The organism is Streptomyces capillispiralis (genome assembly GCF_007829875.1).
Taxonomy (GTDB): Bacteria; Actinomycetota; Actinomycetes; order Streptomycetales; family Streptomycetaceae; genus Streptomyces; species Streptomyces capillispiralis.
Map to the genome: position 1 here is coordinate 6,990,631 of NZ_VIWV01000001.1, position 13,408 is coordinate 7,004,038.

The window sequence follows — 13,408 nt, forward strand, 5'->3', positions numbered from 1 at the left end:
CGCCCACCCCGGGACGGGTCCCTGTGGAGCACTCGGCCGAGCGGGCCGCGCAGTCGCCGGTCGACGTGCGCGGCCCGGCACGGTGTCGGACCGACCGGCGGAGCAGGCCCGTTGGCAGGACTCCCATGGCGCGGTGACGCGCGCCGCGCTGCTCGTGACGGTTTCGCACTCCTGACGTGGGTCGGCTGTGGCGAGAACTGCCGCGCGGTGCGGCGAAGGGACTTCGGGACACCACCGCCAGGAATATGTGGGGGAATGCATGTACGAGATGGTCAAAGGCGCCAACGTCGCGTTGGCGGCCCTGAGCGAGAACACCGGCTCCGTGATCGTGAGCCTCCAGTGGGCGAGCCAGTCCGGTGAGGGCGATGCGGACGTGTCCGTGCTGTTGCTGGGCGAGAACGGACGTGTCCGCTCGGACGGCGACTTCTACTTCTACAACAACCCGGTGGCCGCCGACGGAAGCGTCGAACTGCTCGGGAAGAAGCCGACGGGCGAGGGCAGCGAGGACCGCATCGTCTTCGACCTGACCGCCGTACCGCCCGGCGTCGAACGCATCGTGGTGGCCGCCAGCCGGTACGGGGACGCCCGCTTCGACGAACTGGACGGACTACGGGTCGAACTGGCCGATGCCGGGGGAGACGACCTGCTGCGCTTCACCATCGACGACGCCGGTTCGGTGAGCGCCTTCATCTTCGGCGAGCTCTACCGGCGCCAGGAGGACTGGAAGTTCCGGGCGGTCGGCCAGGGCTACGCCACGGGACTGGCCGGTCTGGCCACGGACTTCGGCGTGGACATCGACGACGACGCCCCCGTCCCCGAGGGCGGCGAGGACCTCGGTGACGGCGACGACGCCAGGCCCGCGGGCACCGGCGAAGCACCGGCCGCCCCCGACGCGTCCGCACCGCGCGGAGCCGGCGGGCCGGCCGAGGCGTCGGCCCCCGCGCCGGCCGGCACGGCGCCCGGGCAGGCCGTGCCGCCAGCGGTACCCGCGCCGCGGGAACCCAGCGGCCCGCCGGCACCGGCGACCCGGGCACCGCGCCCCCGTACCGCCAAGAAGAAGATCACGCTTCCCCGGACGGTCAGGAAGACTTTGGCGGAGAACGACTCCTGGAACGAGGCGCGGCTCTTCCCCGTCTCGGCGGTCAAGAGCGACCGTGACCGCGAGATGCGCGCCACCTCCGTGCTGCTGTCGGTGATGGCCCAGGTTCCCGAGCTGGGCCGCCGGCTCACCGCCGCCTTCGGCGCGCCGGCCGGCCGCATGGAGACCTTCACCGAGGTCGCGCTCCCGCACGGCGACTCCCCCCGACGGCCCGACGGCGTCATCCGGGTCGAGCGGGCCGGCAAGCTGTGGACGGCCCTGGTCGAGACGAAGACCAACGGCAACGCGCTGAAGTCCGAGCAGGTCCAGGCGTACATGGACATCGCGGCCCGGCGCGGCTACGAGGCCGTCATCACCCTGTCCAACGACGTGGCCCTCGAAGGCAGCCCCCTCGTCGACGTCAAGATCGACAAGCGGCGCAAGCACAAGGTCGCCCTGTGGCACCTGTCCTGGGCCGAGGTCGCCCACCAGGCCCAGATGCTCATCCGCCACGAAGGTGTCGGCAACAGCGCCCACGCATGGCTGCTGCAGGAGCTGCTGCACTACATCCAGCACGACAACTCCGGCTGCCACGGCTTCCAGAACATGGGAGCGGCCTGGGTCCCCGTCCGCAAGGGCATCGACGACGAAACCCTGTGCCAGGGCGACGGCCGCGCCCTGGAGGTGGTCGAGAGCTGGGAACGCCTCATCCGTCAGGTCTGCCTCGGTCTCGGCGGCGAACTCGGCCAGAAGGTCCTCCCCGTGCGGCGGGCCGCACGGGGATCCGATCCCGGCCTGCGCCGCGCACTCATGGCCGACCAGCTCTGCCTGGAGGGCCGCCTCCAGGCGGACCTGCGCATCGACGGCACCCCGGGCGTCCTGACCCTCGGCGCCGACCTGCGGACCGGCAAGCTGCGCACGTCCGTCGAGATCGCCGCACCGGACCAGGGCTACCCCCTGACCTGGGCCAAACGACTCATCCGGAAGCTGGCCGACGCCCCGGCCGACCTGCACATCGAGACGCTGACCGACGCGGAGACCGGGGGCCCGCGCGGGACGCTGGAGCGCCTGCGCCCCGAGCCCGGCGACCTGATCCCCAAGGGCGGCGCGCAGATCACCGGCTTCCGCCTCTCCCTGCTCAAGAGCATGGGCAGCAGCCGTGGGAACGCCGAGTCCGGCTTCATCCGCAGCGTCGACGACGCCGTCCACCGCTTCTACGCGACCGTGGTCGTCCACCTGGACCACCCGGTGTCCCGCAAGGGCGAGCCGGTGGCCGCCTGAAGGAGCCCGCCGGACACGGAGCGCCCCGCCCGCCTCCGTACCACCGTCGGGCGCGGGCGGCGCGGACGCGCGGTCAGCCCGGAGCCGCCCCCAGGGCCCGGCCGAGTTGCTGGCGGGAGTGGACCCCGGTCTTCTGCAGTGCCCTAGCGACGTGCTGTTCCACCGTGCGCGGTGACAGGTGCAGGGTCGCGGCGATCTCGCGGTTGGACATGCCCGCCGCGGCGAGTTCCGCCACCTCCTCCTCGCGCGGGGAGAGCACGTCGCCGTACCGGGGGCGGCCCGGTGGCCGGCGTTCGCCCGAGGGCCGGTGGTCGCGCAGGTCGGCGCGGGTGCGCGCGGCGTCCCAGGTCGCGCCGAGGGCGTCGAAGGCCGTGGCGCAGTCGGCGAGGGCGGCGAGCGCGGGCCCGCTGTCCGCGCCGAGGGCGAGGGTGCGGCGGGCGGCGGCCGCCGTGGTGAGGGCCGCGTGGTAGGGCCGGGGGAGCGCCCGGTAGGCGGCGGCGCTGCGCTCGTAGTGCGCGGCGGCCCGGTCCGCCCCGCCGGTGTGCTCGGCGAGGACACCCCGGGTCCATTCGAGGGCGGCCTCGGCCGACGGCGCGTCACGGCTGTCCAGCCCGGCGGCGAACTCATCCGTCATCGCGGCCGCGGTGGGCGCGTCCCCGGCCCGCAGGGTCGCCTCCACCGCCCAGGGGGCGAGTTCGGCGCCCCAGGCCCAGATGCCCTTGGCGCGCAGCCGCTTCCAGGCGGTGGCGGCCTCGGCCGCCGCACCGGCGATGTCGTCGTGGGCGAGGGCGAGCCTGACCAGGGCTCCGGACGCGGTCGCCGAGATCGGCACCGGCCCGGTGTCGAGGTCGGCCGCGTCGGGCCCGGTCAGATGGTCGAGGGTGTCGGCCCATTCGCCGCGGGCCAGGGCCAGCAGACCGAGCACCATCCGGGCGTCGGAGGCGAGGTAGGGCATGTCGCCGGACTCGTCGACGAAGGCCCGGCACCGCTCGGCGAGGCCGGTCCAGCGGCCGGTCGCCCAGTCGACGACGAGCGCGCAGCCCCGGCCGGTCTGCTCGGCGTACGCGGCACCGCTGCGCGCGGCCAGTTCCACCCCCTCGGCCAGCAGGGCGCGGGAGGTGTCGTAGTGGCCGAGCCACACCGCCGCGTCCGCCGCGTTGCACAGGCCCCGGGAGGTCTGCTGCCGGCAGCCGACGAGGTCGCTGTCGCGGGGCAGGCGCTCGATCAGCGGCCAGGCCGCCGGGTCACCGCCGTTGAGCAGGACACTCACCCGGTTCGCCGCCACGGCCGCCTGGACCACGGGGTCGCCCGACTCCTCGGCCACCGTCACCGCCCGCTCGATCCAGGCGACGTTCTCCGCGAACGACGCGTCCGGCCCGTACGGCATCGCCAGCGCCGACATCGCGCGGGCCAGCGGAACCGGCCGCCCGGCCAGGTCGTCCACCGCGCGGGCGAGCTCGTCCCGCCCCTCCATCACGTCGCCCATCTGGTTGCACAGCAGCAGCCCGAGGTCGAGGCGGATCTCGCCGCGCACGTCCGGGGGCAGACCGGGGTCGGCCACGATGTGCCGGAGGACCTTCAGCGTCTCGTCGGAGCGCAGGCCCACCACGGCACAGCGGGCCAGCCGCCGGGCGAGCCGGGAGCGGGCCTGCTCGGGCACCGGTCCGGTGGCGAGCGCCGACTCCAGCAGGCCCGCGGCGCGCTGCTGTTCACCGGCGTCCTCGAGCTGCTGGGCCGCCCGCTCCACGGCGTGCAGCCACCCCCGCTCGTCGCCGCAGGCGCGGCGGTGCACCGCCACCCGTTCCCACGGCACGGGCTGGCGCCTGGCGAGCAGCCGCCCGGCCCGCCGGTGCAGCACCTCGCGGGCGGGTCCGGTCGCCGCGCGCCGGACGGCGGCCGCGGCGAGCGGTGAACGGAAGCCGTAGCGGCCGTCGCCGTGTTCCTCCAGCACGGCGGCCCGCAGGGCGGCGGACAGGGCGTCGGCGCCGCTCGGGCCGGGAAGGCCGGCCACGGCGGCGAGGTCGCGGGACGTGGCGGGCTCGTCGAGCACGGCGGCGGCGAGGACGACGGACCGGTGCTCCTCCGGCACCGCGGCCGTGCGCCGCAGCGTCAGGACGTCGAGGCGGGGCGGCGTCCCGAGCCGGCCGAGGTCCGCAGGGAGTGGCTGACCCGCGGCGACGGGGCCCGCGAGCAGCAGGTCGAGCAGGTCGGCGACGGTCTGGGCGACACCGCCGGAGAGGCGGTGCAGGGCGGCGGCCAGGCCCGGCGTGCAGCGGTCCGCCCCCAGGGCCGCGACGGCCATCCGGTGCACCTCGGCGGGGCCGAGCGGCCGCAGCACGTGCCGTACGACCGTCAGGGCGGCCGGGAAGTCGGTGTCGGGTCCGAGGACCAGTCCGGGGGCGGTGAGTTCCTCGGGGCGGTAGCTCAGTACGCAGGCGAAGTGGGCCGGCGGGTCGGCGAGCAGGGCGCGCAGCCGGGCGAGGTCGTCGGCCGGTGCCCGGTGCACGTCCTCGACGACGAGGAGTTCCGGCCCGTCGGCGGCCGGAGGGCCGTCCGGTGCCGTGCGGCGGGCGGAGCCGGCCGCCGCCGCGAGCCGGCCCACCAGCCGGCTCTTGCCGGTGCCCGCCGCGCCCTCGACCAGCAGCAGCACCGGCCGCCCCGCACCCGTCGGACCGAGTGCGGAAGCAAGCCGTCCGCGCAGCGCCGCCTCGGCTTCGTCCGCAGTCCCTGCGCCGTCCGGCACGGTTCGTCACCCCGTTCCACGCGAGTTCCCGGTTGTTTGCGTATCCGTACTCAGTCTGCCCTGATTGCCGGGCACCGCGGACAGCGGGCAGCGTAGAGCCCGTAAGGCCTCCTGGTCCCGGCGGATCGGTGGGCCCCGCTGCCGACGGACGTCGGCCGCGCAGCTAGGAGTCCGGCGTGAGCAACGTGACTGATCCGAGCCCGGTCGGGGCGTTCCCCGGGACGGCCCGGCCGGCGTGGCACGAGCGGCCCCACGAGCAGGTGGCACCGCGGACCAGGGGTTTCCTGGTCGTGGTGGCCCTGCCCGCCACCCCGCGGGCGGTGCCGCGGCTGCGGCGGCTGGCGCGCGCGGTGGCCCGCGGCCACCGGCTGTCGGAGGCGGCGGAGGAAGCGCTCACCGTGATCGTGAGCGAACTGGGCACCAACGTCGTCCTGCACAGCGGCAGTCCCGAACTCCAGGTGACGTTCGAGATCGGCGCCGGCTCCCTGACCGTAGGTGTGCGCGACTGCGGCCACTGGCGGCAGCGCCCCGCGCCGCGCTGCGAGTCGGCCGACATGGACGCCGCGTTCGGCCGCGGCCTCGCCCTGGTCGACGCCTACTCGGTGGAGACATCCGTGCTGCGCTCCGCCGAGGGCACACTGGTGCGGTCCGTCATCGCCCTTTGATCAGGCGCCGGGGCCGCCCCGCTGCTCACCCGCCTCCACGTAACGGGCCAGCTGCGCCAGCGCCGCCCGCATGCCCGCCTCGTTGTCGGCGGCGGGCACCGCGTCGGGGACGCCCTCGTGGACGATCAGCACGTCCGTGCCGCCACCGGCGTCGCCGAGCGTGGTGGTCAGGGTCATCGTGCCGCGCAGCGCCGGGTCGAGGGCCTCGAACTCCAGGACCTCCACCACCAGCCGGTCCGGCACCAGCCGCGCGAAGTGCCCGTGGTAGGTGTCGGTCTGCTCGGCGGACTTCCCGGCCGCGTCCGGCGCGTCGTACGTCAGCGAGATCCGGAACGCGCCGCCCTCGCGCGCCTCGAACGCGTGCACCCGGCTCCGCATGCCCGGCGGCACCCGCCACCGCGCGATCGCGTCCGCGCTGACCAGCGCCCGGTAGACGGCCGGGCGGGGCGCGTTCACATGACCGGAGGCCCGTGTCGAGTACATGCTCCCACCCTGCCCGGGACGTCCCCGGTGGCGCCAGTGGACATCCGCCGGCGGCACCGGTCACTCCCCGGCGCGCACCACGGTGACCGGGCAGTCCGCGTGGTACAGCAGCGCCTGGCTCACGGATCCGAGCAGCATCCCCGTGAAGCCGCCGTGACCGCGCGCCCCGGCCACCACCAGCTGGGCCTCCCGGCTCGCGTCGAGCAGCGCGTGCCGCACCCGGGCCCGCTCCAGGCGCGACTCCACGGCGACCCGCGGATACGCGGCCCGCCACGGCGCCACCGCCTCCTCCAGCAGCCGTCGGTGCCGTTCCCGGAGCCGGTCGAGATCCACCACCACGTTCAGCGGATCGGCCGGCCCCTCGTAAGGGGTGGGCTCGCTCCAGGTGTTCCACACGTGCATCGCGGTCAGCGGGGCGCCGCGCAGCGCGGCCTCGGCGAAGGCGAAGGCGGCCGCCGCGTTCCCGGCGGGCGAGCCGTCCACGGCGAGGAGCACGGGCCCCCGCGGATCGGCGCGGCCGCGGACCACCATCAGCGGACCGTGCCCGTGCGCCGCGAGCTGCACGACCGTCGAGCCCAGCAGCAGATCCCCGAACCCGCCGCGGCCCCGCCCGCCGACCACCGTCAGCACCGCGTGCCGTGACTCGCTCCGCAGCACCGTCAGCGTCTCGCCGGACGCGACGGTCCGGGTGATCTCCAGCCCCGGTGTCAGCTCGTGGGCGCGCTGCTCGGCCCGGGCCAGCACGCCGTGGATCATCGGGTCCAGGTCGGCGGGCCGGCTGAAGGCGTGCACGATCCGCAGCCGTCCACCGCGCAGCCGCGCCTCCCGGGCCGCTACGTCGACCGCGGCGAGGCTGGACGGAGAGCCGTCCACTCCGACGATCACCGTGTCGTCCACTGCACCCTCCCGTCCCCGGCGGCGCATCCGAGTACCCGGGGCGGGCGGTACGTACCCGTCACCGCCGGCCCGGCCTCGAAAAGGGGCGTCGAGCTGCGGCGACACCGCCTCCCCGGACATCCTCCGCGTCCGCCGCGCCCGCTGTCCATCCGTGACGGCACCCATGTTCCGGCCACATGGCGGGATGGCACCATTGCCTCTGTGGGGGTGGATCATCCGTGCGACACGACGGCCCCGTCCAGCACCACGTATCAGACGACAGTCGGAAGAAGATCGGGAAGGGGACGGGCTGTGCCTGCTCCACGGATGAGCGCGACGCCGCTGCCGGGCATCGGCGTGAAATACGACCTCACCACGCGTGAGCACGAGCACATGTCCGTGATCGCACACCGGGACGGGACCCGCACGGTCAACCTCTACCGCTCCGACGACCCGGACGCCTGCGCCCGCTCGCTGCACCTGACGGTCGCCGAGTCGGCCGCGCTGATCGACGCGCTGATGCCCGCCCACCACAGCCCCAACCTGCTGCACACCACCGACCTGGGACTGGTCGCGGAGCGCATCGAGCTGGCCGCCACCTCCCACTGGAACGGCAGGCTGCTGGGCGAGACCCGCATGCGCACCGACACCGGCGCGTCGATCGTGGCCGTGCTGCGGCGCGCGGAGGCGATCCCGTCGCCCGCGCCGGACTTCCGGCTGGCCGGCGGGGACACCCTGATCGTCATCGGTACCCGCGAGGGCATCGAGGCCGCCGCCCAGATACTCGGGCGGGAGTGAACGCGTGCACTCTTCCGCGACCTTCCTGATCGAGTTCGGCGCGATCATCCTCGGGCTCGGCCTGCTGGGACGCCTCGCCGGGCGCCTCCAGTTCTCCCCGATCCCGCTCTACCTGCTGGCGGGCCTGGCCTTCGGCGAGGGCGGGCTGCTGCCGCTCGGCGCCAGCGAGGAGTTCGTGGCGATCGGCGCCGAGATCGGCGTCATCCTGCTGCTGCTCATGCTCGGCCTGGAGTACACGGCCAGCGACCTGGTCTCCAACCTCAAGACCCAGTACCCGGCGGGCCTGGTGGACATGGCGCTCAACGCCCTGCCCGGCGCCGCCCTGGCCCTGCTGCTCGGCTGGGGCCCGGTCGCCGCCGTGGTGCTGGCCGGCGTCACCTGGATCTCCTCCTCCGGCGTCATCGCCAAGGTCCTCGGCGACCTCGGCCGGCTCGGCAACCGCGAGACGCCGGTGATCCTCAGCATCCTGGTGCTCGAGGACCTGGCGATGGCGGTCTACCTGCCGATCATCACCGCCCTGCTGGCCGGAGTGAGCCTCGCCGCGGGCAGCGTCACGCTGGCCATCGCGCTGGGCGTCGCCGGGCTGGTGCTGTTCGTCGCGGTCCGTTACGGGCGGGTGATCTCCCGGTTCGTCTCCAGCGACGACCCGGAGAAGCTGCTGCTCGTCGTCCTCGGCCTGACCCTGCTGGTGGCCGGGCTGGCCCAGCAGTTGCAGGTGTCGGCGGCCGTCGGCGCGTTCCTGGTCGGCATCGCCCTGTCCGGGGAGGTCGCCGAGGGCGCCCACAACCTGCTGGCACCGCTGCGGGACCTGTTCGCCGCGGTGTTCTTCGTCTTCTTCGGCCTGCACACCGACCCCGAGTCGATCCCGCCGGTGATCCTGCCCGCCCTCGCGCTCGCCGTCGTCACCGCGCTGACGAAGATCGCCACCGGCTACTGGGCCGCCCACCGGGCCGGGATCTCCCCCAAGGGCCGCTGGCGCGCGGGCGGCACCCTGGTCGCCCGGGGCGAGTTCTCCATCGTCATCGCCGGGCTCGCGGTCACCGCCGGCATCGAACCGGACCTCGGCCCGCTCGCCACGGCGTACGTCCTGGTCCTGGTCGTCCTCGGCCCGCTCACCGCCCGCTACACCGAGCCCATCGCCCTGTGGCTGACCGCCCGCCGCACCGCGTCCGCGGACACACCGCCCGCGCACGGCGCGGTGCCGGCCGCGAAGACACTGGAGCCGGTGGACGACGGCGGCGTCGACCGCTGAACGGCCCGGTCAGCCACGACGGACTGCCCGGCCTCACGACGCGCCCCGGGGACGGCCGGCCCTGAAGCCGTCCGCCCCGGGGCGCTGTGATGGGGTGCCGTGCCGCACGCGATGCGGGGGCGACCGGCTCCGGAGCCGGCTCGCGCGGACCGGGCCGCCGTGATGAGGTGCCCGGCCTCACCTGCCCCGGGGGCGACCGGCTCCGGAGCCGACTCGTGCAGACCGGGCCGCCGTGGTGGGGTGTTCTGTCCCACGTGACCCGTGGGCGACCGGCTCTGGAGCCCGCCGTCCGGACCGGGCCGCCGTGACGGGCTGCCCGGACCGCCCCCGCCCGAGGGCCCCCGGATCCGGCCGTCCGGGCCGGGCCGCTGGCGCGGCCCGCAGGGGCGTCACCCCGATGGCACCCCCTAGTTCTCCAGTCGCACCGGCATCAGCAGCGAGAACGTGTGCTCGTCGTCGGGCCGGCGGATCACCAGGGGCGCCGTGGGCGCGCCGAACTCCAGGACCAGCCGGTCCCCGGCCCCCGCGGCGAGCGCGTCCAGCAGGAAGGCGCGGTTGACGGCGACCACTTCCCGGTCGTCGGCACCGTCCCCGGCCAGGGCGACCGAGCCGTCCGCCGTCACCTCCAGCACACTGAGGTCGCAGGGCACCCCGTCCTGCGCGCGCACCTCGCCCGCGCGGACCGGACCGGTGCGCACCGCCTCCCGGAAGGCCGGCACGTCCACCGGGGCGCGGCGCCCGGCCGGGAGCCGGACCAGGCGCCGGTAGTCGGGGAAGTCATGGCCGAGGACCTGGCCCGCCGCCTGCCGCTCCCCGGTCCCCCCGGTCTCCAGGGTCACCCGGTCACCGTCGACGGTGAGCCGCACCTCCGCCTCGCCGTCCAGCAGCGCCCGCATCGCGTCGGCGAGCGCGAGGGGCACGGTGACCTGCACACGGGGCCCGCCGTGCCCGTCGACGGCGGTGCGCGCGACGGCCATCCGGTACCGGTCGGTGGCCACGAGGCGCAGCGCGTCGCCCTCCACGTCGAACAGGATCCCGCCGAGCATCGGCAGCTCCGGGTCGGCGCCGGCCGCGTACCGGACGGCGTCCAGCGCGGCGGCCAGGCCGGGGGCGGGTACGGACAGCCGGACCGGAGCGGTGGTGCGAGGCGAAGTCATGGGGTTCTCCCTGTCGTCGAGTAGGGCTCGGAGCGTGGAGAACTCGGCACGGGCCCCGGACAGCCCCCGTTCCAGACGCCGCAGGTGCGCGTCGAGGAGCCGCCGTACGAGGTCGGTCTCCGCGCCGGCCCAGCCGGCCAGCACCAGGCGGACGTCCGCCAGCGGCATCCCGGCCCGGCGCAGGCGGGCCAGCAGCCGGGCCTCGTCGAGCTGCCCGGGGGCGTACCAGCGGTAGCCGCTGTCCGGGTCCACCCGGTGGGGGACCAGGACACCGGCACGGTCGTAGAACCGCAGGGCACTCACGCCCAGTCCGCTGTCCCGGGCCATCTCTCCGATGCTGCGCATGTCGTCGTTCTCCACACCCGGAACCCTCGTCCCTCGACCAGGTCGAGGGTCAACTCCGGCCCGGCGGCCGGTCACCGCGCGCGGTGCGCGGGGTCACCAGGTGTCCTGCCCGGCCGCCTCCGCGCCCGCCGGGGCCAGGACGGCGAGCGTCCCGGTCGCCCTGCGCAGGGCCAGTTCGAGCGGACCGGGGGCGTGCAGCGCGCCGGTGCCGTCCGGCGGCACCAGCCACTCCAGGCGGCCGGCGGGCCGGTACGGCGGGGGCACGGCGACCCAGCAACCCCGGCCGACGTGCCGCACCCCGAACCCGACCCACTCGCTGACCGGATCAGGCGGCAGGAAGAACCCGACCCTGCGGGCGGTGACATCCACCAGGGTGGGCCCCGGGACCTTCAGGGGATCGCTCCACAGGAGGTCAAGGGCGAGCAGCCCGAGGCGGTCGGGCACGCTGAGCACGTCCCAGTACCGGCCCGCCGCGAGCAGTGCCGTCCCCTTGCCGCAGTCCCACTCGCGCTTGCACTCCTGCGGGTCGGTGGCCGCCGCGGCCAGCCACTCGACGGCCTGCTTCCACATGGCGCTGTGCATGTTCCCACCCCGCGCACGATCGGCCGCGCCGCTTCGGGCGCGCGCTGTACGGACATGCTGGTAGATATTTCTACCCACCGGAAGGGTGGCGCGGGCTGGCGTTCCCGGAGCGGTCGCCCGCCGGGGTCAGGCGTCGCGCTGCGCGCGCTCCGCGTCCCGCTGCTTGATGCGGGCCGTTTCCTTGCGGACCTCGGCCTGGGTGGCGCGCTCCCGCTCCAGCCACTCGGGCCGCTCCTGCTTCAGCGCCTCGATCTGCTCGGTGGTGAGCGGCTCGGTGACCCCGCCGCGCGCGAGACCGGCGATGGAGACGCCGAGCTTCGCCGCGACCACCGGGCGGGGGTGCGGGCCGTCGCGCCGCAGGTCCGTGAGCCACTGCGGCGGATCGGCCTGGAGCGCGTTCAGCTCGGCGCGTGAGACGACACCCTCCCGGAAGTCGGCGGGGGTGGCCTCGAGGTACACACCCAGTTTCTTCGCCGCGGTCGCGGCCTTCATCGTCTGGGTGCTCTGGTGCGACGTCATGACGTCCAGGGTATCGAGCGTGTGCGCGAGCGCCGACCACGGCCGGTAACCTGGCCCGGTGACAGGCTCGGAAGTGTCCTCCTCGTTCCGGCTCGTGTACGTCCCCGGCGTGATGCCCGACAAATGGGTGCGCGTCTGGAACGAGCGGCTGCCCGACGTCCCGCTGACCCTCACGCAGGTCCCCGCCGGTACGGCGCAGGGCCTGCTGCTGGGCGGCGACGCCGACGCGGGCCTCGTCCGGCTGCCCGTCGACCGTACGGTGCTCAGCGCGATCCCCCTCTACACCGAGCAGACGGTCGTCGTGGTGCCCCGGGACCATCTCGTCACGGCCGTCGACACGGTGTCCCCGGAGGACCTGGCCGACGACATCGTGCTGCACCCCCTCGACGACGTCCTCGCCTGGGAGACCCTGCCCGGACGGCCCGCCCTGGAACGCCCCGCCACCACCGCGGACGCCGTCGAGCTCGTCGCGGCCGGCATCGGCGTGCTCGTCGTACCGCTGTCGCTCGCCCGGCTGCACCACCGCAAGGACCTCACCCACCGGCCGCTCGCCCCGGCCCCCGAGTCGAGCGTGGCGCTGGCCTGGCCGGAGGCGGCGACGACGGAGCGGGTCGAGGACTTCATCGGCATCGTCCGCGGCCGGACCGTCAACAGCACCCGCGGCCGCAAGCCGCAGCCGGCGCCGGAGAAGCGCGAACGCGGCGGCGCCCGGAAGCAGCAGCCGGCCGGCGGGTCGGCCGGGCGGAGCCGCCGGGCCGCCGCCGGCGGTACGGCCAAGAGCCCGCGGCGGGGCAAGCCCCGCCGCAGGTCGTGACCGGGGCCGTGGCCCTACCGGACCGTCGGGGCCGGTGATGGCGCCGGAGAGGCCGTGTTCAGGTCCTCCAGCCCCTCGGGGATCTTCAGCACCAGCACCGGCGCGCCCGCCTGCGGAGCCGGCGGGGTCACCTGCTCCTGCGGCATCTTGGGCGGGCTGGTCTGCTGGAAGTTGACCTGCTCGTGATTGACCAGGCCCGTCTTCTCCAGCACCGTGATGTGGTCGAGCACCGTGTCGTTGGCCTGGTCGGCCAGCTGCCGCACCAGGGTGTTCCTGGTGTTGGCCCGGATCTTGGCGATGGCCGGGAAGATCTGGCCGTGGGTCACCCGCATGATGTTCACCGCCGTGGAGTCGAACTCCTTCCCGCCGGCGGACTGCACGGTCGCCACGAAGCCCTGCTGCTGGGGCGAGGCCTGGTTCGGCAGCGTGATGCCCAGTTCGAGGGAGATCCTGCGGCAGGTGTCGTCGAGCCGGCCGTGACCGACGACCAGGTGCTCTCCCGCCTCCTTCATCTCGGGCGTGGTACCCCGCTCCATCGCCAGCAGCCCCAGCGGGTGCTCCCACAGCCCCGCCGCGCGCACCTTCACCACGAAGTCGCGGTCCGCCTCGGTGAGCGGGCCGTAGTTCGTGTTGGCGACCACCCGGTCCTGCGTGGTCGAGGTGTTCTGTACGCCCAGCATGGTGGGATAGGCGAGCGCGGTGAGGGTGAGGATCATGGCTCCGCCCACGAACGCGGTACCTGCCGTGCTGCGCGAGATGCGCATCGTGCCTCCTGGGATGTCAACGGCCCAACAGCAGGAAGTACGGACGCCGGA

At 74.9% G+C, this 13,408-nt stretch carries 12 protein-coding genes; 5 read left to right on the forward strand and 7 right to left on the reverse strand.

The genetic code is table 11. The features are described 5' to 3' along the window. Positions 1 to 259: 259 nt before the first annotated feature. Positions 260 to 2,359 (forward strand): TerD family protein, encoded by a 2,100-nt coding sequence (locus tag FHX78_RS30775; RefSeq protein ID WP_145870656.1) that lies wholly within the window; start codon positions 260 to 262, stop codon positions 2,357 to 2,359. Between the two features lie 73 nt (positions 2,360 to 2,432). On the opposite strand, the gene FHX78_RS30780 is transcribed toward FHX78_RS30775, so the two are convergent. Further along, positions 2,433 to 5,102, reverse strand: coding sequence for a helix-turn-helix transcriptional regulator (locus tag FHX78_RS30780; RefSeq protein ID WP_229924024.1), 2,670 nt, complete (start codon positions 5,100 to 5,102; stop codon positions 2,433 to 2,435). Positions 5,103 to 5,278: 176 nt separating this feature from the next. Here FHX78_RS30780 and FHX78_RS30785 point away from each other — a divergent pair, with 176 nt between their 5' ends. Beyond that, positions 5,279 to 5,767, forward strand: a complete 489-nt coding sequence (locus FHX78_RS30785; protein WP_229924025.1) for an ATP-binding protein — start codon at positions 5,279 to 5,281, stop codon at positions 5,765 to 5,767. Here the strand turns inward: FHX78_RS30785 and FHX78_RS30790 are convergent, their stop codons facing one another. Together FHX78_RS30790 and FHX78_RS30795 are read right to left on the reverse strand one after the other, a co-directional pair. Next, positions 5,768 to 6,250, reverse strand: coding sequence for an SRPBCC domain-containing protein (locus tag FHX78_RS30790; RefSeq protein WP_145870657.1), 483 nt, complete (start codon positions 6,248 to 6,250; stop codon positions 5,768 to 5,770). It abuts the gene before it with no gap. 60 nt (positions 6,251 to 6,310) lie between these two features. Next, positions 6,311 to 7,147, reverse strand: coding sequence for a universal stress protein (locus tag FHX78_RS30795; RefSeq protein ID WP_189908636.1), 837 nt, complete (start codon positions 7,145 to 7,147; stop codon positions 6,311 to 6,313). 306 nt (positions 7,148 to 7,453) lie between these two features. On the opposite strand from FHX78_RS30795, the gene FHX78_RS30800 reads away from it, so the two are divergent. Then, positions 7,454 to 7,924: a cation:proton antiporter regulatory subunit gene (locus FHX78_RS30800; protein ID WP_167531892.1), complete on the forward strand. Its 471-nt coding sequence runs from the start codon at positions 7,454 to 7,456 to the stop codon at positions 7,922 to 7,924. A gap of 4 nt (positions 7,925 to 7,928) precedes the next feature. Then, a complete protein-coding gene (locus FHX78_RS30805; RefSeq protein WP_145870659.1) occupies positions 7,929 to 9,176 on the forward strand; it encodes a cation:proton antiporter in 1,248 nt (415 codons plus the stop codon). Positions 9,177 to 9,583: 407 nt separating this feature from the next. On the opposite strand, the gene FHX78_RS30810 is transcribed toward FHX78_RS30805, so the two are convergent. From FHX78_RS30810 to FHX78_RS30820, 3 genes are all read right to left on the reverse strand, one after another. Continuing rightward, the gene (locus FHX78_RS30810; RefSeq protein WP_145870660.1) at positions 9,584 to 10,678 is read right to left on the reverse strand and encodes a DNA polymerase III subunit beta family protein; all 1,095 of its coding nucleotides are present in this window, start codon (positions 10,676 to 10,678) and stop codon (positions 9,584 to 9,586) included. A 93-nt stretch (positions 10,679 to 10,771) separates the two neighbouring features. Continuing rightward, the gene (locus FHX78_RS30815; RefSeq protein WP_145870661.1) at positions 10,772 to 11,260 is read right to left on the reverse strand and encodes a hypothetical protein; all 489 of its coding nucleotides are present in this window, start codon (positions 11,258 to 11,260) and stop codon (positions 10,772 to 10,774) included. A 126-nt stretch (positions 11,261 to 11,386) separates the two neighbouring features. Then, positions 11,387 to 11,779, reverse strand: coding sequence for a DUF5997 family protein (locus tag FHX78_RS30820; RefSeq protein ID WP_145870662.1), 393 nt, complete (start codon positions 11,777 to 11,779; stop codon positions 11,387 to 11,389). 58 nt (positions 11,780 to 11,837) lie between these two features. Between FHX78_RS30820 and FHX78_RS30825 the strand changes: the two genes are divergently transcribed. Further along, positions 11,838 to 12,593: a LysR family transcriptional regulator substrate-binding protein gene (locus tag FHX78_RS30825; RefSeq protein ID WP_145870663.1), complete on the forward strand. Its 756-nt coding sequence runs from the start codon at positions 11,838 to 11,840 to the stop codon at positions 12,591 to 12,593. A gap of 14 nt (positions 12,594 to 12,607) precedes the next feature. Here FHX78_RS30825 and FHX78_RS30830 read toward each other — a convergent pair whose 3' ends face one another. Beyond that, a complete protein-coding gene (locus FHX78_RS30830; protein ID WP_145870664.1) occupies positions 12,608 to 13,357 on the reverse strand; it encodes a DUF4142 domain-containing protein in 750 nt (249 codons plus the stop codon). Positions 13,358 to 13,408: the final 51 nt, after the last annotated feature.

Excerpts from the sequence above, each read along its gene's own strand:
- FHX78_RS30775 (WP_145870656.1), top strand. The coding sequence starts at position 260 with ATGTACGAGATGGTCAAAGGCGCCAACGTCGCGTTGGCGGCCCTGAGC.
- FHX78_RS30790 (WP_145870657.1), bottom strand. The coding sequence starts at position 6,250 with ATGTACTCGACACGGGCCTCCGGTCATGTGAACGCGCCCCGCCCGGCC.
- FHX78_RS30800 (WP_167531892.1), top strand. The coding sequence starts at position 7,454 with ATGAGCGCGACGCCGCTGCCGGGCATCGGCGTGAAATACGACCTCACC.
- FHX78_RS30810 (WP_145870660.1), bottom strand. The coding sequence starts at position 10,678 with ATGCGCAGCATCGGAGAGATGGCCCGGGACAGCGGACTGGGCGTGAGT.
- FHX78_RS30815 (WP_145870661.1), bottom strand. The coding sequence starts at position 11,260 with ATGCACAGCGCCATGTGGAAGCAGGCCGTCGAGTGGCTGGCCGCGGCG.
- FHX78_RS30820 (WP_145870662.1), bottom strand. The coding sequence starts at position 11,779 with ATGACGTCGCACCAGAGCACCCAGACGATGAAGGCCGCGACCGCGGCG.
- FHX78_RS30830 (WP_145870664.1), bottom strand. The coding sequence starts at position 13,357 with ATGCGCATCTCGCGCAGCACGGCAGGTACCGCGTTCGTGGGCGGAGCC.